General features: G+C 58.2%; 16 protein-coding genes and 1 pseudogene. 13 read left to right on the forward strand and 4 right to left on the reverse strand.

What is annotated here, in order from left to right:
* Positions 1-149: 149 nt before the first annotated feature.
* From csiR to K0F75_RS10405, 8 genes are all read left to right on the forward strand, one after another.
* A complete protein-coding gene (csiR, locus tag K0F75_RS10370) occupies positions 150-869 on the forward strand; it encodes a DNA-binding transcriptional regulator CsiR (RefSeq protein ID WP_257604301.1) in 720 nt (239 codons plus the stop codon).
* Positions 870-1,737: 868 nt separating this feature from the next.
* Entirely contained in the window at positions 1,738-3,948 is a 2,211-nt protein-coding gene (locus K0F75_RS10375) for a bifunctional diguanylate cyclase/phosphodiesterase (RefSeq protein ID WP_219061780.1), read from the forward strand.
* A 163-nt stretch (positions 3,949-4,111) separates the two neighbouring features.
* Positions 4,112-7,111, forward strand: coding sequence for a molybdopterin cofactor-binding domain-containing protein (locus K0F75_RS10380; protein ID WP_219061781.1), 3,000 nt, complete (start codon positions 4,112-4,114; stop codon positions 7,109-7,111).
* Positions 7,108-7,914, forward strand: a complete 807-nt coding sequence (locus K0F75_RS10385; RefSeq protein ID WP_060742345.1) for a xanthine dehydrogenase family protein subunit M — start codon at positions 7,108-7,110, stop codon at positions 7,912-7,914. Before K0F75_RS10380 ends, K0F75_RS10385 begins: the two co-directional genes overlap by 4 nt.
* Positions 7,915-7,916: 2 nt before the next feature.
* On the forward strand, positions 7,917-8,417 hold the full coding sequence (locus tag K0F75_RS10390) for a (2Fe-2S)-binding protein (protein ID WP_219061782.1): 501 nt from the start codon (positions 7,917-7,919) through the stop codon (positions 8,415-8,417).
* 5 nt (positions 8,418-8,422) lie between these two features.
* Positions 8,423-9,961, forward strand: a complete 1,539-nt coding sequence (locus tag K0F75_RS10395) for an AMP-binding protein (protein ID WP_219061783.1) — start codon at positions 8,423-8,425, stop codon at positions 9,959-9,961.
* 19 nt (positions 9,962-9,980) lie between these two features.
* Positions 9,981-10,784 (forward strand): enoyl-CoA hydratase/isomerase family protein, encoded by an 804-nt coding sequence (locus K0F75_RS10400; RefSeq protein ID WP_219061784.1) that lies wholly within the window; start codon positions 9,981-9,983, stop codon positions 10,782-10,784.
* Between the two features lie 101 nt (positions 10,785-10,885).
* Positions 10,886-12,238 (forward strand): MFS transporter, encoded by a 1,353-nt coding sequence (locus tag K0F75_RS10405; RefSeq protein WP_219061785.1) that lies wholly within the window; start codon positions 10,886-10,888, stop codon positions 12,236-12,238.
* Here K0F75_RS10405 and K0F75_RS10410 read toward each other — a convergent pair.
* Positions 12,231-13,016 (reverse strand): alpha/beta fold hydrolase, encoded by a 786-nt coding sequence (locus K0F75_RS10410; RefSeq protein WP_219061786.1) that lies wholly within the window; start codon positions 13,014-13,016, stop codon positions 12,231-12,233. The two genes, K0F75_RS10405 and K0F75_RS10410, sit on opposite strands and share 8 nt — an antisense overlap.
* Before the next feature lie 90 nt (positions 13,017-13,106).
* Here K0F75_RS10410 and K0F75_RS10415 point away from each other — a divergent pair, with 90 nt between their 5' ends.
* A complete protein-coding gene (locus K0F75_RS10415) occupies positions 13,107-14,078 on the forward strand; it encodes an XdhC family protein (RefSeq protein WP_219061787.1) in 972 nt (323 codons plus the stop codon).
* Positions 14,079-14,266: 188 nt separating this feature from the next.
* Positions 14,267-15,121 (forward strand): AraC family transcriptional regulator, encoded by an 855-nt coding sequence (locus K0F75_RS10420; protein ID WP_219061788.1) that lies wholly within the window; start codon positions 14,267-14,269, stop codon positions 15,119-15,121.
* A 103-nt stretch (positions 15,122-15,224) separates the two neighbouring features.
* Here K0F75_RS10420 and K0F75_RS10425 read toward each other — a convergent pair whose 3' ends face one another.
* Entirely contained in the window at positions 15,225-15,521 is a 297-nt protein-coding gene (locus K0F75_RS10425; protein ID WP_219061789.1) for a DUF6388 family protein, read from the reverse strand.
* A gap of 70 nt (positions 15,522-15,591) precedes the next feature.
* Positions 15,592-16,344, reverse strand: a complete 753-nt coding sequence (locus K0F75_RS10430; protein WP_257604304.1) for an SPOR domain-containing protein — start codon at positions 16,342-16,344, stop codon at positions 15,592-15,594.
* A 593-nt stretch (positions 16,345-16,937) separates the two neighbouring features.
* On the opposite strand from K0F75_RS10430, the pseudogene K0F75_RS10435 reads away from it, so the two are divergent.
* Positions 16,938-18,702, forward strand: a pseudogene (locus tag K0F75_RS10435) (monovalent cation:proton antiporter-2 (CPA2) family protein).
* A gap of 3 nt (positions 18,703-18,705) precedes the next feature.
* On the opposite strand, the gene K0F75_RS10440 reads toward K0F75_RS10435, so the two are convergent.
* Positions 18,706-19,614, reverse strand: a complete 909-nt coding sequence (locus K0F75_RS10440) for a LysR family transcriptional regulator (RefSeq protein ID WP_219061790.1) — start codon at positions 19,612-19,614, stop codon at positions 18,706-18,708.
* A 109-nt stretch (positions 19,615-19,723) separates the two neighbouring features.
* On the opposite strand from K0F75_RS10440, the gene K0F75_RS10445 reads away from it, so the two are divergent.
* Both K0F75_RS10445 and K0F75_RS10450 read left to right on the forward strand, forming a co-directional pair.
* Positions 19,724-20,731 (forward strand): zinc-binding alcohol dehydrogenase family protein, encoded by a 1,008-nt coding sequence (locus K0F75_RS10445; protein WP_116579514.1) that lies wholly within the window; start codon positions 19,724-19,726, stop codon positions 20,729-20,731.
* Between the two features lie 83 nt (positions 20,732-20,814).
* Positions 20,815-21,123 (forward strand): putative quinol monooxygenase, encoded by a 309-nt coding sequence (locus K0F75_RS10450; protein ID WP_008155402.1) that lies wholly within the window; start codon positions 20,815-20,817, stop codon positions 21,121-21,123.
* Positions 21,124-21,156 lie beyond the last annotated feature (33 nt).

Genomic DNA, 21,156 nt, shown 5'->3' on the forward strand with positions numbered 1-21,156 from the left:
TGTGGGTCAGCTAAAGGAGAAAATATCGCCATTAATTAAAAATGTCTACATTTTTCAAAAGAAGCGACAAAATAGATCATTGTCTGATATTTTTCGGCCAGTAGATGTTTAGGTATAATGGCGACTTTGACGAGTTGAGGAGCAGTACATTGGATAGCCTCACCCCAAGGCAGAACTCTCTATTCAGCGGGTATGAGCGACTTAAGCGGGACATCATCCGTGGAATTTTCAAGCCTGGAGAGAAGCTCCTCATGAGCGGTCTGAAGGAGCGTTATGACCTTGGTGTAGGCCCGCTGCGAGAAGCTTTGTCACAACTGGTTGCTGAACACCTGGTGGTGGTAATCAGCCAGAAAGGCTACCGCGTAGCGCCCATGTCACTGCAGGAAATGCAGGACATCTATGATGCCCGCGCCAACCTGGAGGCCATGATTGTCGGCCTGGCCATCGAACGCGGCGACGACGCCTGGGAGGCTCAGATACTCGCGCAGTCCCATACGCTATCTAAGGTGATGGACGTGAAAACCCGCGAGCAGGTGCTCGACGTCTGGGATGAGCGGCACAAGTCTTTCCACAGTGCCATTGCGGCTGGCTGCGGCTCCAAGCATTTACTCCAGGCGCGTACCTACCTGTTTGACCAAGCCGAGCGCTACCGCCACCTGTGGCTGACACAAACGGTTTTTTCTGACGAAGCCCTGAAGCTCAAGCGCGAGGAACATGCCGCGCTGGTCGAAGCCATCCTCGCCCGCGATACCGTTCGTGCAACCGCAATGATGCGCAACCACCTGATGACTCCAGTGCCCATCATCGTCGAGGTTATGCAGCGCGGCGGGCTGGGCAAGGCTTCCGTTGCAGTTTCAGCTTCGGGCTGAGCCAGAGGGCGTTTGTATGCAGCGGCTGGATCCTGACGTTGGAGAAGCTAGAAGAGCTGTGTGTTGGCGCTGATTGAAAATCTATCATTGGCGCCACCCATACCGATGGAACAACAGGTCATACCGACGGCACCACGGGCCATACAGACATAGGTGGAGTACACACTGACATTGCCGGGATCCATACAGACTTCGGTACAGCACACATCGACACCGAAGCTCCTCCTCATCTGGATACTGCAGCATCAGTGCATATCGACACACCCGAAACGCTGCACGTTGATGCACCATGACAACAACATTGATCGCTCGTGCGAGGCGCATTGCACAATGGTATGGCGGCGAAAATGGGCTGACTCGACAGGGCACAGGGTCAAATCGCCAATATGTACTCGGCCAACAACATTCTCACCGCACCATTGCGCGTACAGGCATCGAGCGGCGAGCCATTTATGTTGTTGCATAGAGGATAAGACAATAGGGACAGTCGGAGCCAAAGTGTTAGGTTGAGCATGATTCGCTATTTAACTTATGAGCGATGTCATATGTTCATAGGCAGGCCGTTACTATGTTTTGCTTCAGGTCCGAAGGCTATTGGCGTGGAAATGTTCATCGGTCCAAGTTCATGGAAACCGGGCTGCAGCTTCAGGACTGTCCGGCCAGCAGAACATCAAAACGGCCAAGCACCCCGACCATTCCAGCCAAACGGCGGCAATCTGACACTGTTTTTTATGTTGGATCTGAGCCTTTTATTAGTTAGCTGGCGCTCTATAGAGTGCGCGTCCGAAGCACTAGTGGACAGTGATCGGCCGCCACTATTTCTGGCTCTCTGAAGACCGGACGACCTCGAGAGTCTTCAGGAACCACCATGAATACTCGTCCAAGCTTTCACAGCAAGACCTTCCCCGAGTCGCAACGTGACATTCTCGGTATGATTGCGACCGATCATCACCTGGGCGACATACTCTGCGCTATCTGCCAGATGCTCGACGCACAGGCCCCCGAAACCGTCTGCTCGATCCTGCTCACTGATGCCGAGGGCAGACACTTGCTGAGCGGCGCGGCGCCCGGCCTGCCAGCCGAGTACAACGAGGCGATTCATGGAATGGCCATTGGTCCACAGGAAGGAACCTGCGGCACCGCAGCGTTCCGGCGCGAGTTGGTGGTCACCGAAGACATCGCCCGGGATCCGAACTGGGAGCGTTTCCGCAGCCTGGCGCTGGGGCATAACCTGCGTTCCTGCTGGTCGGTGCCTTTGCTCTCCCATCAAGGATGTGTGTTGGGTACATTTGCTCTGTACCAGAGCCGAACCCACTCGCCGGATCAGGCGCAGATTCAACGACTGGCCTGCGCGGCCCAGCTGGCAGTCATTGCGATCCGTCATGAGCGTGACGGCCAACGTCTGGAGGAAAGCGAACAGCGTTTTCGTTCATTGTTCACTTACAACCCCAACCCGGTGTTCGCCCTCGATCTGGCCGGCAACATCCAGAGTGTGAATCCGGCAGGCCTGAAGCTGAAACCGCGCACCTCAACCGATTTCATTGGTCATCACTTTTCCCATCTGGTACTCGAAGAAGACCTGGAACGGGTCAGTCAGCATTTTACCGCAGCCCGCGCCGGAGAACCTCAGCGCTTCGAGGCACGGGTTCTCGACGAGAGTCAAAAACTGCTGACCATGGACATCTCTAACCTGCCGATCATGGTCAACGGAGAGATCGTCGGGGTATTTGGCATTGCCCGGGACATCAGCGAGCAGAAGCATTTCGAGCGCCAATTGAGCTTCAACGCCAGCCATGACCGCCTGACCGGTTTGCTTAACCGTGTTTCGCTTGAAGACCGGCTTGTTCTGGATTGTCACATCAGTCGTCGGCGTAAGCGTCGTCTGGCGGTGATGTGCATTGATCTGGATGGTTTCAAATCCATCAACGATTCGATCGGACACTACTTCGGCGATCAGGTGCTGATTGAGGTGGCGCAGCGTATGAACCGGCAGGTTCGTCCCGGCGATACCATCGTGCGCATGGGCGGTGACGAATTTATCGTGCTGCTGCCGGACCTGCTTCGTGATGAGGACGTTGTACCGGTGGTCGAGCGCTTGATGGCCAGCATTGCCAGACCCTACTGCATTCAGGGCATTGACCTGCACGTGAGTGCAAGTATCGGCATCACCCTGAGCGATGGTCATATCGAGCAGCCGATGCAACTGATCCAGCAGGCTGACATGGCGATGTACAAAGCCAAGCAGCAAGGGCGCAACAACTTTCAGTGGTACACCAGCGATCTTAATCAGCGCGTTTGCGAGCACGCGAGCCTGCGCAATGACCTGCAAAAGGCTATCGAAACTCAGTCGTTGCAGCTGCATTACCAACCGCAGATAGACGCGCGCACGGGTCGGGTGGTCGGGATCGAAGCGTTGCTGCGCTGGGAGCATCCGGAAAAAGGGTTTATCTCACCCGCGGTGTTTGTGCCGGTGGCAGAGGACAGTGGTCAGATCATCCCGCTGAGCCTTTGGGTACTCGATACGGCCTGCGCGCAGCTGCGCCAGCTAGGCGAGCAGGGCACCACAGGCATCTCGATGGCGGTGAATATTTCGCCGATGCATTTTCAGCGTGGCCAGTTCGTCCAGTGTGTCCAGACCACCCTGGAGAAACATGGTCTGCGTGGTGAGCAGTTGGAGCTGGAGATCACCGAGTCGCTGCTGTTGCATAACGCTGAACAGGCGATCGACACGTTGCACCGGCTCAAGGCGTTGGGGGTGCGCATTGCGCTCGATGATTTTGGCACCGGTTTTTCCAGCCTCAGTTACCTCAAACGTTTGCCTATCGACAAGATCAAGATTGACCGCTCGTTCATCCAGGAAATCGCCACTGGTAATCACGATGCAGCGATCACCCAAGGCATTATTTCCATGGCCCATCACCTCAGCCTTACGGTGGTCGCCGAAGGCGTGGAAACGGCGTCTCAGGTGGATTTCCTGAAGAGCAGTCGCTGCGATGTTTTTCAGGGGTATTACTTTGCCAAACCGATGCCCTGTGCAGAAATCGAAGCTTTCCTGAGCCATCCCGCCTCACATCCCTGACCGCCAATTCTGTCTGGATCCAGACCTGAAAATCAGACGCTAAGGCAAATTTTCAGACCCCAGCGCAGAACTCCCTCTCCTCAGGCAAGGCGCTCCCCGCGCCTTTCTCACACACTCGGCTCTAACGCTATCGCGCTGCACAACAACAAGAGCCGCGAAAAAAATGACTAGTTTCCAGCCTGCTACCGAAAGCCAGACCGGCCATATCGGCGCCCGTCAGACCCGTGTCGAGGACGCCGCATTGTTGCGCGGCCTCGGCTGTTATGCCGATGACGCTGCGATCCCTCCGGGAACGCTACACGCGGCGATCATCCGTTCACCCCACGCTCATGCGCGGATCACCTCGGTGGACTTTTCCCGTGCGCTGCTGATGAAAGGTGTGCACGGCGTGCTGGTCGGCGAAGACGTCAAACGCTGGGCGCTGCCGTTCCCGGTGGGTGTCCGGCAGCCGATGGAGCACTGGTGCGTCGCCGTCGACAAGGTACGTTACGTCGGAGAGCCGGTGGCCGTGGTGATCGCCGAGAGCCGCTATCTGGCCGAGGACGCGATCGAAGGTGTGCGCGTTGAATACGAGCCGCTGCCCCCGATCATCGATCCCGAACTGGCCACCGCCGAACAGGCGCCGATCCTGCATGAAGCGGTCGGCAGCAACGTGGTCAACGAACGGCGCTTTCGTTATGGCGAGCCGGAGCAGGCCTTCGAGCAGGCGCCGCACAAGGTCTCGCTCAAAGTGAAGTTTCCACGCAGTTCCTGCACGCCCATTGAATGCTATGTGGTGCTGGCTCAGTACGAGCGCGCTACAGGCATTTATGACGTGCTGGCCAATTTCCAGGGCCCCTATGCGCTACATACGGTCATGGCCCGGGCACTGAATGTGCCCGGCAACCGCCTGCGTTTGCGCACACCGAAAGATTCCGGCGGCAGCTTTGGCATCAAGCAAGGGGTTTTCCCTTACGTGGTGATGATGGGCCTGGCGTCACGCAAGGTCGGTGCACCGGTGAAGTGGGTCGAGGACCGTCTGGAACATCTTCAGGGGGCTTCTTCGGCGACCAATCGGGTGACCGAAATTGAAGCGGCGGTAGAAGCGGATGGCCGCATCACCGCTTTGCGATATGACCAGATCGACGATTGTGGTGCCTACCTGAGAGCGCCTGAACCGGCGACTTTCTACCGCATGCACGGCAACCTGACGGGCGCCTACGCAATCCGCAATTTGCAAGTGCGCAACCGAGTGGTGCTGACCAACAAAACCCCTTCCGGCCTGAACCGTGGTTTTGGTGGCCCGCAGGTGTATTTCGCCCTGGAGCGGCTGCTGCAACACATCGCCGTGCAGTTGAAACTTGATCCGTTGGACGTGATCCGCCGCAACCTGGTGCCGGCCGATGCCTTCCCTTATCGCGCGGCCGCCGGTGCGTTGCTCGATTCCGGCAATTACCAGGCAGGCATTGCCTTGGCGGCGGCTGACGGTGGACTCGAGGAGTTGCTCAAACGTCGTGATCAGGCGCGTGCCGAAGGCCGAATCTATGGCATTGGTTATGCAGCGGTCATCGAACCCTCGATTTCCAACATGGGTTACATCACCACCGCGATGACGCCCGAAGAGCGACGCAAGGCCGGTCCGAAAAACGGCGCTGTCGCCACCGCAACCATCAACGTCGGCCCGTTGGGTGACGTCAGTGTGCACGTGTCCTCCGCACCGCAAGGGCAGGGACATCAAACCACCGTCGCTCAGGTCGTTGCCGAAGTGCTTGGGGTTGCGCTGGAATCCATCGTGGTCAACGTCGAGCTGGACACTCAGAAGGACGCTTGGTCGATTGCCTCTGGCAACTATTCCAGCCGTTTCGCCGGAGCGGTGGCCGGTGCCGTCTACAAGGCAGCGCTGAAGATCCGTGATCGCCTCGCCGCGATTGCCGCCGAGCAATTGCAGGCCAGTCCCGAAGATATTCGTTTCGCGGGTGGCAAGATTTTTGTGGTCAATGGCGGGGCGGTAGCGCCATTTCATCGGATTGCCGGTGCGACCCACTGGTCGCCGGGCCTGCTACCGGAAGGTGAAAGCGGCGGTCTGCGCGAAACCGCGTTCTGGAGCCCGCCGCAATTGGAGGCACCGGACGACCAGGATCAGGTCAATAGCTCGCTGTGCTACGGCTTTGTCTTCGACATTTGCGGTCTGGAAATCGACCGCATGACCGGCGAGATCCACATCGATCGCTACGTCACCTGCCATGACGCCGGCCGCCTGCTCAACCCGGCGCTGGTCGATGGCCAGATTCGTGGTGGCTTCACCCAAGGCCTCGGCGCGGCGCTGATGGAAGAGTTCGCCTACGGAGAGGACGGCAGCTTCCTAAGCGGGACCTTCGCCGATTATCTGGTGCCGACCGCACCGGAAGTGATCGAACCGATGATCCTGCACATGGAAACGCCATCGCCATTCACCCCTCTGGGCGCCAAGGGTGTGGGTGAGGGCAACAACATGAGCACGCCGGTGTGCATCGCCAACGCGGTGGCTGACGCCCTCGGTCGCTCGGACATCCGTTTGCCACTGACGCCATCGAAAGTACGCACGCTGATCGGGATCGACGAGCCGCCACGGCCCGCCGGTATGGAGGCCGATGAAAACCTGGACGTAGCACCTGCCGGTGGACCGGCACTGCGGGCCAACGACTCGGTGGTGATTCCTGCTTCGCCTCAACAGGTCTTCGATACCTTGCTCGACCCGCAGACGCTGGCGGCGATCATTCCCGGTTGCCACGACCTCGTGCTTGAAGGCGAAAACCGTTACCGCGCAGACGTCACCGTCGGCGTCGGCATGATCCGTGCGCGCTTCGAGGCCAAGGTTGCCCTGAGTGATCTGGACCCGCCGCATTCATTGCGTCTGTCCGGTTCCGGCAGCAGCTCCATGGGCTCGGCCCAGGGCCAGGCCAAGGTGCGTTTCGTCGAACTGGAAAATGGCCACACACGTCTGGAATACCAATACCAGGTGGCGGTCAGCGGCAAAGTCGCCGCGGTCGGCGGCCGAATGTTGCAAGGGGCCTCGAAAGTGATCATCGGACAAATCTTTACTCGCCTGTCGCAACGGGTCAGCGGCCAAGCCATCTCCACCGGCTGGTGGGCGCGATTGCGGGCCTCGCTTGGCGCGCTGTTTGTCAAGGGAGGTGCTCAATGAAACCGGCTGCTTTCGATTACGTTCGGGCTGACACCCGTCGTCAGGTGGTTGAGTTGCTCGCCGAGTACGGCCAGGAAGCTCGCATCATCGCCGGTGGCCAATCGCTGATGGCGGTGTTGAACATGCGTCTGGCTCAACCCAAGTTGCTGATCGATATCAATCATGTGGCTGAGCTGGCCTATATCGAACTGCGCAAGGATTGCCTGGCGGTAGGTGCCGGGGTACGACAGGCGCAGTTGCTGGCGCGTTCGACCCTGATGGACGAGGTGCCTTTATTGGCACTGGCGATGCCCTGGATCGGTCACTTCCAGACGCGTAATCGCGGCACAGTCTGCGGTTCGGTGGCTCATGCCGACCCCAGCGCCGAGTTGCCGCTGTGCCTGGTGACGCTGGGCGGCGAGATCGTTCTCGAGTCGAAAAAAGGCAAGCGCATCGTCAAGGCTGCCGACTTCTTCCAAGGCATTCTCACCACCGACAAGCGTGCAGATGAACTGGTCGTCGAGGTGCGTTTTCCGCTCAAACGCGAAGGCATCACCTATCGCTTCCGCGAAATCGCCATGCGCCACGGCGACTTTGCAATCGTCTCCCTGGCCGCGGCCATCGGCGCGGACCAGGTCGAACTCGGCATCGGCGGGGTCGCTGACCGTCCGCAACGTCGCAGTCTGCCTCGTGGTGCGGGGCTGCCGGACGCGCTCAATCAAACCGCCTGGTCGCTCGACGCACAAGACGACGTGCAGGCCAGCGCTGCCTATCGCCGCCAACTGATTCGCGAGCTGGGTCATCAGCTGATCGAAGGAGTCTGAACATGCGTGTAACTGCCGACCAAACCTTCCCGATTCGCCTGGAACTCAATGGCCGCTCCCGCGAAGCCCTAGCCGAACCGCGGACCCAACTCTGCGACTTCCTGCGCCACGATCTCGGTGCCACCGGTGTCCATGTCGGATGCGAACACGGTGTCTGCGGTGCCTGCACGGTGCTGGTGGACGGAGTCGCCATGCGTACCTGCCTGATGCTCGCGGTACAGGGGCACGAGCGGCGTATCGAGACCGTCGAGTCCCTGGCTGACGACGACACACTGAGCGACCTGCAACAAGCCTTTCGCCGTCATCACGCCTTGCAGTGTGGCTTTTGCACTGCGGGCATTCTCATGTCCTGCGTGGACTTCCTCGAACGGGTCCCCAACCCGGACGAGACCCAGGTACGCGACATGCTTTCGGGGCATCTATGTCGCTGCACCGGCTACACCGGCATCGTCCAGGCCGTGCTCGAAGTCGCTGCCCAGCGCCAAACGAACAAAGGGGTATAACAAAAATGTTCGATCTCGGACGCAGTTTCCTCGCTGCCGTTGAACGCCGGCCGCACGCCGTGGCGGTCAGTGACGGTGCGTTGAAGAAAACCTATGAAGAATGGTTCGACGATATCCAGAGTGCCGCCTGGGGCTTGCAATGCCTTGGGCTGCAACGCGGTGATCGACTGCTGGTAGTGATGCAAAACCGCTGGCAGATGGCGACCCTGCATTGGGCCTGTCAGTTTGCGGGCATCGTCATGACCCCGTTGAACTGGCGTTCGACTGCCGAGGAGCTGGGTTACTGCATCGAAGATGCGCAAATCCGTGCAGTGGCTTACGACGACGCTACCGTGACCGCCGTGGCCGGTTGCAGCGCCGCCACAAGGCTGCCACGGATCGCCACCGGTCTGCGTGCCGCCAACACCGACCTGAGTTTCGAGGAACTGTGTTCGCAGACCCCCTCCGGCATCATTTTGCAGGCCGACGCCGAAGACTTTTCACTGCTGCTGTACACCTCCGGAACCACCAGCAAGCCCAAGGGCGTGCCCCGTCGTCACCGCTGCGAACGCGCCGCGGCGGTTGCCCACGTAGCGCAAAACCTCTACCGCCAGAACGAGTGCACGCTGGGTGTCATGCCGCTTTACCACACCATGGGCGTGCGTTCGTTGCTGTCCATGGCGCTGATCGACGGGCATTTCGTCTGTGTGCCCAAGTTTGACGTGGAAGCCACGCTGCAGGCCATCGAGCGGGAAAAGGTCAGCAACCTGTACCTGGTGCCGACGCTCTACCACATGCTCATCGAACACCCGGCCTTTGCCCGCGAGCGAGTCGCCAGTGTGGAAAAAATAGGCTTTGCCGGTGCACCGATGAGCGACGGTTTGATGCGTCGCGTCGAGCAGGCGTTCCAGCCGCAATTGTTCGTCAATCATTACGGCAGCTCGGAGATCTACACCTTCACCATCGACCAGCAAGCCAGCCGCAAACCCGGTTCGTCAGGGCGCAGTGCAATGAACCAGCGCGTGCGCGTGGTGCCGATCGATGCTGAAACGGCAGACGTGCAGGTCAACCCAATGGAGGAGGGCCAGATCATCGCCGACCTGGCGAGTGACGAGGCATTCGAAGGCTACCTGAACCGCCCCGAAGCGACCGCCAAGGCGTTGCGTGACGGATGGTATTTCACCGGTGACATCGGCTACTTCGATCTAGAGGGCGATCTGTTCGTCACGGGGCGTGTCGATGACTTGATCATCACCGGCGGCGAAAACGTCAGCCCGGCGGAAATCGAAAACATGCTTTCTCTGCACCCGGCAGTGGAAGAAGTGGTGGTGGTCGGTCTGCCCGACGAGCAGTGGGGCAAGATCATTGCCGCGTTTATCAAGCTGCGCGCCGAAGTCTCGGAAGGCGACCTCGATGCCCATTGCATTACTTCGGGCCTGGCCAAATTCAAGCGGCCACGGCGTTACCAGTTCATCGACCAAATTCCCAAATCTCCAGTGGGCAAGGTGCTGCGGCGCGTGCTGCTGGCCCAATTTCAGGAACAGGCCTTGAAGGCCATCAGCTAATCATCCAGAGGACACTCTCATGCAACAGCAAGCGATCCAGCAATTTCTCGACACTCAGTTCGATGGCTTCCAGGTTGAAGTCGATGTGTCCCGCGAGCGCGCTGACATCATCCTCAACCGGGCGCCGTTGAACGTCATTTCCATGGGGCAGCGTGATGAACTGCGCCTGGTCTTCGAAGCTCTCGATGCACACAAGGGCGTGCGCGTCATCGTGCTGCGCTCGGTGGGTGAACACTTCTCCAGCGGTGGCGACATCAAGGGCTTCCTCGAAGCCTCGCCGGAGCACGTATCGAAGCTGGCCTGGAACGTCGCGGCACCGGCTCGTTGCGAAAAACCGGTGATCGTTGCCAACCGTGGCTACACCTTTGGCGTCGGTTTCGAACTGTCTTTGGCCTGCGATTTCCGCATTGCTTCGCAGACCACTCGCTACGCCTTGCCAGAGCAGAACCTGGGGCAGATCCCCGGCTCGGGTGGCTCCGCGCGCCTGCAGAAAATCATCGGCATCACCCGCACCAAGCACATGGTGATGCGCGCCAAACGCATCACCGGCGACCAGGCCTATGCCTGGGGTATCGCGACCGAGGTCGTGCCGGATACCGAACTGGAAAGCACCGTCGATGCGTTGGTCGACGAGCTGCGTCGCTTCTCGCCGCTGGCTCAACGCACGGCGAAAAAACTGATCAACGACAACGAAGATGCGCCGCTGACCGTCGCGATCGAAATGGAAGGCCACTGCTACAGCCGTTTGCGTAGCTCCAAGGACTTCAAGGAAGGCGTTGAAGCGTTTCACAGCAAGCGCACGGCCGTGTTTATCGGCGAGTAAATCGTACCGGCGAACAGGCCCGGGAGTATGTTGGTAACGGCGTACACCTTACGGAGCAGGGTCTGTCGCCCCTTTTGATTCACCGCTTGTGTGAGGCAACCATGACTACGACAACAACAATAACTGCATCACCCACCAGCGACGCTATTGATACACCGCAGATTCCACCGGGCAAAGCCTTGCTCGCGGCATTTGCCTCGACATTTGGCTGGGCGCTGGATTTGTTCGACCTGTTCATTCTGCTCTACGTGGCCCCAATCATCGGCCGCATGTTCTTCCCCTCGGACACCCCGACACTGTCGCTGGCCGCGGTATATGCCTCGTTCGCCGTGGCCTTGCTGGTACGTCCGCTGGGCTCGGCGATTTTCGGTGCGTATGCCGACAAACACGGCCGCAAGCGTGCGTTGATGGTGTCGATGGTCGGCGTCGGTATTTCCACGGCACTGTTTGGCGCGTTGCCGACCATTCACCAGGTCGGGGTGTTGGCCCCGATACTGTTTTTGGTATTGCGGGTGATTCAGGGCGTTTTCGTTGGCGGCATTGTCGCCTCGACTCACACCATTGGCACAGAATCCATCTCACCGCGCTATCGCGGCTTGATGTCCGGGTTGATCGGTGGCGCCGGTGCCGGCATGGGCGCGCTGTTGGCGTCAGTCACTTATCTGGTGTTGTCGCAGATCTTTCCCAGGGATGAATTTGACGTCTGGGGCTGGCGCTGCATGTTCTTCTGCGGCCTGCTCAGCACGTTTTTCGGTCTGGTGATGTTCCGTTATCTGGAAGAAACCCCGGTCTGGCAGCAACTGCAACAAGCGCGCAAAACCAAGGGGCCGGCGGTAGTGGTCGTGTCGCCACTCAAGCGTCTGTTTGGTCGTGAGTACCGCGCCGTGATGCTGGTCAATCTGCTGATTACGTTCGGAGGCGGTGCCACGTATTACCTGGCCTGCGGTTATCTGCCGACATTGCTCAACGTGGTCGCCAAAGTGCCCCATACGCAGACTTCGCAACTGCTCATGTACGGGTCGGTGGCAACCATTGTCGGAGCACTGGCCTTCGGTTACCTGAGTGACCTGATCGGTCGCAAGAAGACTTTCCTGCTGCTGGGTGTGATCAACCTGGTGAGCCTGCCGATGATGTTCCTTGGTGTCGCCGAGGCGGGTTCGCTGACCCGCACTGCGCTGTATTGCGTGGGCATCGCCTTCATGGGCGGGGCGATCATCGCGCCGATTCTGATCTTCCTCAACGAACGCTTTGCCACCGAGCTGCGAGCCAGTGGCACCGGGTTGTCCTGGAACATCGGTTTCGCCCTCGGCGGCACCATGCCGACCTTTGTGTCCCTGGTCAGCAGTAGCCCGGCGCAGATCCCCATGGTACTGGCGATTTTCGCTGTCGGTCTGTCGGTGATCTACCTGATCGGCAGCGTGGTGATTCCAGAAACCCAAGGCAACTTTAAATAAAGGTGGGGAGGCGCTCCAGGAATTCGCAGATCAGCTGCAAGGTCCGCTCGGTCGCTTCGGTTTGTGGAAAGTGCCGACAGTCATCCAGCAACACGCAGCGGCACGGTCCAGGTACCTGTCGCTGGATGACCACCAGTTGCTCGGGCGTGGCGTAGTGGTCTTCGCGACCCTGAATAACCAGCAGCGGCTTTTCGATGTAAGCCAACTGCGCTTCGAGATCATCCAAGGAAAAGTCTGGGTGCAACCAACTGTCGCTCCAACCGTGAAAAGCGCCGTCGACATTGGTCCCGTGGTGGCGTGCCAGGCGTTCGCGCAATTCGCCCTGATGCCAGACCTCAGTGGTATGGCGAATGCCATCGAGGCTCTCGGTCTCGACAATCACGTGAGGCGCCAGTGCAATGCTGGCCAACACGCGTGGATCGTTGGCGGCGGCATAGGCAAGGACGATGGATGCGCCGTCACTGTGACCAAGCAAGACCACCTGCGGCAGTTGCAAGGTATCGAGCAATTGCCGCAGTTCACGAGGCCCGTCGCTGCTCAGGTAATTCAGCGGACGCGGCAGGGTTACCGGGCTCGATTGTCCATAACCCTGACGGCTGTAAGTGACCACACCGTAACCACTGGCCTGGGCCAGGCGCTGGGGGAAGTCTTTCCATTGGTCGGCGCTGCCGAGGCCTTCGTGCAGCAGCACAAGCGTCGGTCGCGATGGGTCAGCCGCAGGGATTTGGCGATATTCCAGGCGCAGCGGCCCCAGTTGCAAAAATTGTTGTGGCGACATGTTGAATCAACGATTGAACAAGGTTGCTCGCAGGTTACCGTAAACGTAACCCTGCATGCAGCACCACGCTTTGCTTGAGGTACAGAAAACATGCGTCATCTCGATGTTCAGGTGATCGACCAGGCACTGCAATGGGCACGCGCCGGGCAGGCCCAGTGGCTGTGCACGGTGCTCTCCACCTATGGCTCGGCGCCGCGTGCGCCGGGTGCGATGCTGGTGACCAATGGTGCGGGGGAACACGTCGGCTCGCTGTCGGGTGGCTGCGTCGAAGAGGAGTTTCTCGAAAGCCTGACGCGTGGTGAATTACGCGAACCGGCGCAGATCGTCAGTTATGGCGACAGCGTCGAGCAACGCCACCGTCTGCGATTGCCCTGTGGTGGCGTGCTGATCGTGCTGGTCGAGCACCGCGCTGCCAGTCTCGAATGGATCGTACACCTGGAGAGTCTGCAAGCGGCGTTGCTGGGTCAACGTCGTCTGCAGCGTCATGTCGAGCTGAGCAGCGGTGCCTTGCGCCTGGACGCAGACACCGGACACGGCAGCGAGCGGGTGCAAGTCGTCGACGAGACAGTGCGCATCAGCGTTGGTCCGGCGTTGCGACTGATTCTGGCCGGGCTGTCGCCGGTCGCGGAAGTCTGCGCCAGTTTCGCCCGCGCCATCGGCTGCGAAGTCATCGCCTGCGACCCCCGGGAAGAGATGCTGCATGTCCAGCTCGAAGGCGTGGAGATGCAACGCGTGCTGCCCTCGATGTTCATTGCCGCCGGAGGTTGCCACGCGGCGACCGCGGTGGTGGCGCTGACTCACGATCCGCGAATCGATGATCTGGCGCTAATGGAAGCGGTCCACACCCCGGCGTTTTACATCGGTGCCATGGGGTCCCAGGCAACCTCGGCCAAACGCACCGAGCGGCTCAAACGCATCGGTGGTCTGACAGATGAACAGATTGCCCGTTTGCACATGCCCATCGGCCTCGATCTGGGTAGCAAGGCCCCGGCGGAAATCGCTCTGGCGGTTGTGGCCGATATCCTGCGCGTTTATCACGGGAAAGAGCGCCATGCCTTGTAAGGTGGTTTTTCCGACGAGTGTGGGGGCTGCGAAAGTCGAGGTAGACGCTCAATCATTCGCGCGCGATAGTGGCCAGCCAAGTGTTGCTGAACCATAGAGCGATCGCCGGACTTGAGAAATAGATAGACGCCCCGATGATATGCATTGAGGCCGATAACGATATCGCTTCAAGCGAGCGGAGGAATCTGATGTCGATTGCCCAACGGGTTTTCCACGGCAGGTTTGGCCGGGTCGCCTTGCTGAATATGGATCGTTCGCTGGTCACCCATACCCATTCCGAATGCCATGTACTGGTCAAAGTGTCCGGCGAGGACACTTACTTTAATGTCAACGGTCGGCGGGTTCCGCTTAGCGATCGTACGGCGGTGCTCGTCAACGCCTGGGAGCCGCATTTCTACGATCCGCAGCCGGGTGCCGGTGCCACCCTTATCCTCGCTCTCTACATAGAGCCCGCTTGGCTGGCCACTGCCCAGCAGTCGCTGGCGCTCAGCGGTCGGCCGGACTTTTTTGCCCAGCCGTGCATCGAGCTGTCGAGTCGTAATCGCACCTTGGCTGACATCCTGGTCGCCGAAGCGCATGGCTGCGGGATCGTGCCGAAAGAGCGCATGGAATTCATGCTGTTCGACTTCCTGATCGCACTGATCGAGGACTTTTCCAGCTGGCGGCATTTGTCGCTACTGGGTGCGCCGAACTCAGCTGAGTTCCGGGACGCGCGCGTGCGCCGTGGCACCGCCTGGTTGCTTGAGCACCTCGATGATCCGAACCCGATCGACAATGCCGCGCGGGCTTGTGGTCTGTCGCGGGCGCACTTCTTTGCGCTGTTCAAGAAAGATACCGGCATGACGCCGACCCTGTTGCTTAACGACGCTCGCATGCGCCGGGCTTTTGCCTGGCTTGAGCGTGAGCGCAGTGGAACGTTGGGCCTGTTATCGGAGAATCTCGGGTTCTCCGAGCAAGGTCATTTCACACGGTTCTTCCGTCAGCACATCGGAGCTTCACCCAGCCAATATCGGCGTGTAGTGGATTGTTATGCGACGGTTTGAACCGAGAGGAGGGCGGGGGTATTGGGCAATACTCCCGTCAATGAAGTTAGTCTTTTATTTTGAAGCTGGCGGCTTTTATAGGCTGCGAAAATTGTAGGGTCTATTAATTATCCAGAAAGTCATAAATCTCTTTCATGCGTTCTTCTCGCATCAACTCAAGTTCTTCCTTGGTTTCGGCTACCCACTGTAGGATGAAGTCCCAGCAATCGCATTCGTGAGCGTCCGCTTCTGCTTCTGCTTCAAATGCTTCTTTCAGAAATTTAAGGCGATATTCTTCTGGCGAGAGCCCGCAGTTTTCAGCGAGGCTGTAGTTCAGTTCGCTGAGTTCAAGTTGGATCCATAAGTTGGCGTCCAGGAATTTCTTCAGGGCGAGTTCGGCTCTAAGTTCTTTTGCGATCATGAATGCTCTCTTGTGGCATACAATAAGTAGCTGGTTGTTCGAAGTCGGCCCAGCGCTAAATCGGACTATGTCAATTTCCCGCCATCACCCATCCTCTAACGCCATGACTTTCACTCAACTCTTTCACGACTCGAGCCGCGTCCTGCTTTTGTTTATACGGGCCGATGACGACAAAGTTGTTTTCTTTACGCGCTACCGGTAACTCCAGCTGCTTAATGGCTTTTGTGGTGCGATGACGGCTGGGTGTGTTCAACGCAATTTCGATCACCCACAGGCCGGATGAAGGCGTGGCTGAAGAGGCTTTTGCAGCGTGGGAAATGAAGCCGCCGCACGTCAAACACGGGCGTTCCTGGTTGATTAACGAGCCTGGCACGGTGCGAAAGACGTGCCATTGCGGATCAATGGTTTTTTTGCGGGCGAAGACTGCCAAGAGCAGGCCGGTAAAAGCAATCAGACCGCTTAGAATAATTGTCCATTTGTGTGCCTGTGTGGGCAATGAAGGCAGCGTAAGTTCTGGTGTTTCGTCCGGCTTTTCGACCAGAAACTGTACGGCGTCAGCCTCGGTTGAATCTGGTATGTTGGATCTGTTTTTCTCAAAGGGCACGAGCCCGCCGGAATGTTTTGTACTGAGCTCTGTCACAACTTTATTAGCGGTGTCATCGAGTAGTTTTTCGAACGTTGTCACTTTTTGTTGGATGTATGAATTGTCGACGTTATTTTGACAAATTGGTCCTGTGGACGTGTAGGTCCATAGCAGTGCTGATAGTTGCCAAAAAACGCCAGTTACCAGGAAGCCCAAGCCAAGCTTTCGCACAGCGGCCATCTCCAAATCAAGTGAATAGCTATTTGTCCCATTTATTTCTGATAAATAGGGTTCTATTGTTGATCCTGGGATGGTCTAAATTCTTGAGCGCGTCAGTGTGCCCAAGAGCCAAAACTAGTTGGCTGCTTTTTGTTATTTGAAAGAGCATCGGGCATGCACTTTATAGACTGTTGGTTGACGAAAAAGGCTCAGGTGATCGAAGATTTACCATATCAGATGGATTGGTGGATGACCCCTTAAAACACTTGTATTTAAGCTGAATATCGTGGGCAAAGTGCATTACCCAAGATTCAAGCCATGCCTGCGCGCTCGGTATAAATGAAAGGATTGTTAGGAGGCCCTTTACGGTACGGACAGGCAGAAGCTGCTGAATCTTTGGTCACCCTTTCAAACGATGCCGGTGTCCTGAACTACACTTCAGGTGCCACTCCTACCCTGGAGAGTTCCTGGTGAACGCTCCGGATCTTGTGCTTGGTCCAGAAGAATTTGCGGAACTGAGCGCTTCAGACTGAAAGCTCTGCTCAACACGCCTGGCCGTGGACGCATTACCGGTCCTGATGTGGGATGAGGGATGAGGGATGAGGGTCAATGCTATGGCCGTTGAAGGCAATGCAGGACAATTATTTGCTGTCGTCACTTTGCTTGCCGCCGCCGTGGTGGTAGTGCCGCTGCTCAAACGCATCGGGCTCGGCCAGTGGTCGGTTACCTGGCGGCAGGGCTGATAATTGGCCCCTTCGGACTGCAACTGATCAATAACCCCCACACCATCATTGAGGTGGCCGAGTTGGGTGTGGTGATGTTTCGGAGACGAAACCCTCGCACCTATGGTAGCTGCGCAGGCAGATCTTTGGCCTGGGCAGCCTGCAGGTGGTGGTCTGTGCTGTTCTGCTCACTTTTGTCGGCAGGGCCTTCGGTTTCCCTTGGCAGGTGTCATTTGTGAGCGCGGCGGGTTTTGTACTCACATCCACGGCCATCGTTATGCAAGTCCTCTCGGAACGCGGTGATATCACCGAGCCGAGGGGGCAGCACATAGTGTCCATTATTCTGTTTGAAGACCTGTTGATAGCGCCTTTACTGGCAGTGGTGGCATTTCTGGCGCCCACTGAGTTGGTACATGAGCCCACGTCACCCCTTTGGCAACACATAGGTATCGCAGCCCTGTCCTTGGGCGCATTGGTGGCCATCGGATTGTGGCTGCTCAATCCCCTGTTTCGGGTATTGGCCCAAGCCAAAGCGCGCGAGGTCATGACTGCCGCTGCGCTGCTGGTTGTGTTGGGAGCAGCGCTGCTGATGGAACTCGGCGGCATTTCAATGGCGATGGGTGCTTTCGTTGCCGGTGTGCTGCTGTCGGAGTCCACATTCCGCCACCAGTTGGAGGCCGAAATAGAGCCGTTTCGCGGCCTGCTGCTGGGGCTGTTTTTCCTCGGCGTCGGCATGACGTTAGATCTGCAAGTGATGGCCAGGAATTGGATGCTTATCACCTCTGCTGTGCTGGCGCTGATGGTGGTCAAGGCGCTGTGTATTTATGGGGTCGCGCGCCTCGCGAAAAGCGGCCATGACGACGCGCTGGATCGCGCCGTGATTATGGCGCAGGGTGGTGAATTTGCTTTTGTGCTGTTTGCCGAAGCGCTCAAACTCCGGGTCATCAGTCCTGAAGTCAACGCCAACATGACGGCTATTGTGGTGCTCTCCATGGCCATTACGCCGGTGACTTTATTGCTGTACAAACGGTTTGCTCGCGTACAGCCCGTTTCTATGGACGGTGTGGAAGCCGCACACAATCTGCACGGCAACGTACTCATCATCGGTTTTGGCCGTGTGGGTCAGATTGCCTGCCAGGCGCCGCTCGCCCAGGGAGCGAATCTTTCCATAATTGATATAAATCCGGAGGTCATCCGCGCCACGGAAGCCTATGGCTTCAAGGTCTATTACGGCGACGGCGCCCGCCATGAAATATTGCACGCAGCTGGCGCCCATCACGCCCGCGCCATCATTGTTTGTGTGGACGATAAAAAAGCCGCGACACGCATTGTCGAAAGTACGCGGCACTACTGCCCGCAAGTGAAATTGCTGGTGCGCGCTTTTGACCGCGAACATGCGCTGGAACTGGTCAAACACGACGCCGACTATATCGTGCGTGAAACCTTTGAGTCGGCCCTGCTGCTCGGCCGTCAGGCGGTGGTGACTCTGGGGGCGTCGGAGCGCGAAGCCGACGCGGTGATCGACGAAGTGCGCAAACGTGATGCCGAACGTTTTGCCTTGGAAACATCGGGCGGCCTGTTTGCCGGACGAGCACTGGTACTGGGGAACATCGAGCGCATTGATCCGCCAAACGAAGAAGCGCGGGATGCTCAGTGAGCATCAATCGCAGTCATTCGGTTCACGGCGCTCCAGCGCAGAAAACTGACCACTCAACCACGTATAAAGCTGAGAAACCGCAGGGCTGATCTGCTTGCGATGCGGGCACACCAGACTCAACGGCGAAGCTTCGCCAGGATAATCCGGTAGCAGCACAAGCAGGCGCTCAGCGGCGATATCGGCACTGACATCCAGCCAGGATTTGTAGGCGATACCTTCACCGTCCAACGACCAGCGTCGCACGACATCGGCGTCATCGCTGAACAGTGGCCCCGAAACCTGCACGGTTTGCCCGCCCAGGTTCCACTTGTCGTAGACCCGGCCATTTTGCAGATAGAGCAGGCAGTGATGCTTGCTCAAGTCATCCGGCGTTTGGGGAGAACCGCAGCGTTGCACATACTCCGGCGAGGCAACCAGCACCCGCTGGTTCCACGGTGCAAGCGGCAGTGCCACGTAGTTGGCGTCTTCATTCGGACCGTATCGAATCGCCACGTCCACCGGGTCGCGAAAAAGATTGGCCATCTGGTCCGACAGGAAAAAACGCAACGTCAATTGCGGATGCTGACGGCGGAACAGCGTCAGCCACGGCAGCAGTATGTTGCGCCCCAGATCGGACGGCGCTGTCACTTGCAGTACGCCCTGCAGCGTGGCGTTCTCACCACGCATGTTTTCCCTGCCTTGCTTCAGGGTCTCAAGTACTGAGTGGGCGGTGGGCAGATATTGCTCGCCCTCGGCAGTCAATCGCAGGCTGCGAGTGGTGCGGGCGAACAGGCGTACGTCCAGCTCGCGCTCCAGACGTTTGATGGCAGCGGCGACCTGACCAGGCAATTGATCAGCCTCCAGCGCCGCTGCGGTGAAACTGCCCAGCGCGGCGCTGCGGATGAATAAACCAAGATCATCGATGCGGATCATTTTCACTCCTGCAATGAAAGTGTTGGCGCATTCTGCTTGTTTTTCTTTGTACTTGGGAAGTCGAAGATGGCTGCGAACGAGTGCATCACCCTTCAGACAGCGAGTGTCCATGAAAGCCATCACCTTTACCGAACATGCTTTGCCCATCGACAATCCACACGCATTGATCGACATCAGCCTCCCGGTGCCTACGCCTGGTCCACGGGATCTGCTGGTCGAAGTTCGCGCGGTGTCAGTGAATCCCGTCGATACCAAGGTGCGCGCCGGAACTTTCACAAAAGAACCGAAAATCCTCGGCTGGGATGCCACAGGCATTGTCCGCGAGATCGGCTCTGAAGTGACGCTGTTTCAGCCGGGCGATGAAGTGTTCTATGCCGGCTCGATTGCCCGCACCGGCAGTTACAGCGAATTCCATCTGGTCGATGAGCGGATCGTCGGGCACAAGCCTCGGTCATTGAGTGCCGCCGATGCGGCAGCGTTGCCGTTGACCTCGATCACTGCATGGGAATTGTTGTTTGACCGGCTCGGTGTCGTCGAGGGTTCGGGGGAGGGCAAGTACCTGTTGATCACCGGAGCGGCTGGGGGCGTCGGTTCGATGCTGGTGCAACTGGCCCGACAGTTGACCCGCCTTACCGTCATCGGAACTGCCTCACGCCAGGAAACCGCTGATTGGGTGCGGCAGTTGGGCGCGCATCACGTGATTGATCATAGCCAGCCACTGCTCGCACAGTTGCAAGCGCTCGGCGTGCCGGAGATCGACTATGTCGCCAGCCTGACTCACACCGAACAGCACTTTGCACAACTGATCGACGTTCTCAAGCCGCAAGGGCGTCTGGGTGTGATTGACGATCCCGACAGCCTCGACGTGATGCCGCTCAAGCGCAAGTCGCTGTCGTTGCATTGGGAGCTGATGTTCACCCGCTCGCTGTACGAAACCCCGGACATGATCAACCAGCATCACCTGCTCAATCGGGTCAGCGCTCTGATTGACCAAGGTGTTCTGCAAACCACTGTGGGCGAGCACTTCGGTGCGATCAATGCGGCAAACATGCGTCGTGCCCATGCGCTAGTCGAGAGCGGCAAGGCCCGGGGCAAGATCGTTCTCGAAGGTTTCTGATTTCACTTCAGGCGGGTCGCTTGCGGGCCCGCTGAACCGCCTGCGGCATCACTTGCCATTTTTTTAATGTTGGAGCGTTGACGATGAACTCGTCCAGTAACGTGTTGGTATCGATTGCCGTGCTCAAGGCCAAGGCAGGCAAAGAACTGGCATTGAAACAAGAACTGCTGGCGCTGGTAGAGCCGACCCGAGCAGAGCCGGGCAATCTCGATTATGTGTTGTTCAAGCTGCGCGACGAGCAGGACACGTTCTACATGCGCGAGGCTTTCAGGGATCAGACGGCGCTGGATGCGCATTTTTCGATGCCTTACTTTCAGCGCTTTGCCGCCACGGCAGATGACCTGCTCGAAGAGCCGTTGCAACTGATATTCCTTGAGCAGGTATCGGCCTGATGATTCAACCAGTTGCACCGCACCACCTCGGCC

The organism is Pseudomonas sp. UMAB-08 (assembly GCF_900095225.1).
In the GTDB taxonomy this organism is placed as follows: domain Bacteria; phylum Pseudomonadota; class Gammaproteobacteria; order Pseudomonadales; family Pseudomonadaceae; genus Aquipseudomonas.

What these genes read in the sequence shown, in the direction of transcription:
- K0F75_RS10375 (WP_219061780.1), top strand. Translation starts at nt 1,738, where the DNA reads ATGAATACTCGTCCAAGCTTTCACAGCAAGACCTTCCCCGAGTCGCAA.
- K0F75_RS10380 (WP_219061781.1), top strand. Translation starts at nt 4,112, where the DNA reads ATGACTAGTTTCCAGCCTGCTACCGAAAGCCAGACCGGCCATATCGGC.
- K0F75_RS10385 (WP_060742345.1), top strand. Translation starts at nt 7,108, where the DNA reads ATGAAACCGGCTGCTTTCGATTACGTTCGGGCTGACACCCGTCGTCAG.
- K0F75_RS10390 (WP_219061782.1), top strand. Translation starts at nt 7,917, where the DNA reads ATGCGTGTAACTGCCGACCAAACCTTCCCGATTCGCCTGGAACTCAAT.
- K0F75_RS10395 (WP_219061783.1), top strand. Translation starts at nt 8,423, where the DNA reads ATGTTCGATCTCGGACGCAGTTTCCTCGCTGCCGTTGAACGCCGGCCG.
- K0F75_RS10400 (WP_219061784.1), top strand. Translation starts at nt 9,981, where the DNA reads ATGCAACAGCAAGCGATCCAGCAATTTCTCGACACTCAGTTCGATGGC.
- K0F75_RS10405 (WP_219061785.1), top strand. Translation starts at nt 10,886, where the DNA reads ATGACTACGACAACAACAATAACTGCATCACCCACCAGCGACGCTATT.
- K0F75_RS10410 (WP_219061786.1), bottom strand. Translation starts at nt 13,016, where the DNA reads ATGTCGCCACAACAATTTTTGCAACTGGGGCCGCTGCGCCTGGAATAT.
- K0F75_RS10415 (WP_219061787.1), top strand. Translation starts at nt 13,107, where the DNA reads ATGCGTCATCTCGATGTTCAGGTGATCGACCAGGCACTGCAATGGGCA.
- K0F75_RS10420 (WP_219061788.1), top strand. Translation starts at nt 14,267, where the DNA reads ATGTCGATTGCCCAACGGGTTTTCCACGGCAGGTTTGGCCGGGTCGCC.
- K0F75_RS10425 (WP_219061789.1), bottom strand. Translation starts at nt 15,521, where the DNA reads ATGATCGCAAAAGAACTTAGAGCCGAACTCGCCCTGAAGAAATTCCTG.
- K0F75_RS10430 (WP_257604304.1), bottom strand. Translation starts at nt 16,344, where the DNA reads ATGGCCGCTGTGCGAAAGCTTGGCTTGGGCTTCCTGGTAACTGGCGTT.
- K0F75_RS10440 (WP_219061790.1), bottom strand. Translation starts at nt 19,614, where the DNA reads ATGATCCGCATCGATGATCTTGGTTTATTCATCCGCAGCGCCGCGCTG.
- K0F75_RS10445 (WP_116579514.1), top strand. Translation starts at nt 19,724, where the DNA reads ATGAAAGCCATCACCTTTACCGAACATGCTTTGCCCATCGACAATCCA.
- K0F75_RS10450 (WP_008155402.1), top strand. Translation starts at nt 20,815, where the DNA reads ATGAACTCGTCCAGTAACGTGTTGGTATCGATTGCCGTGCTCAAGGCC.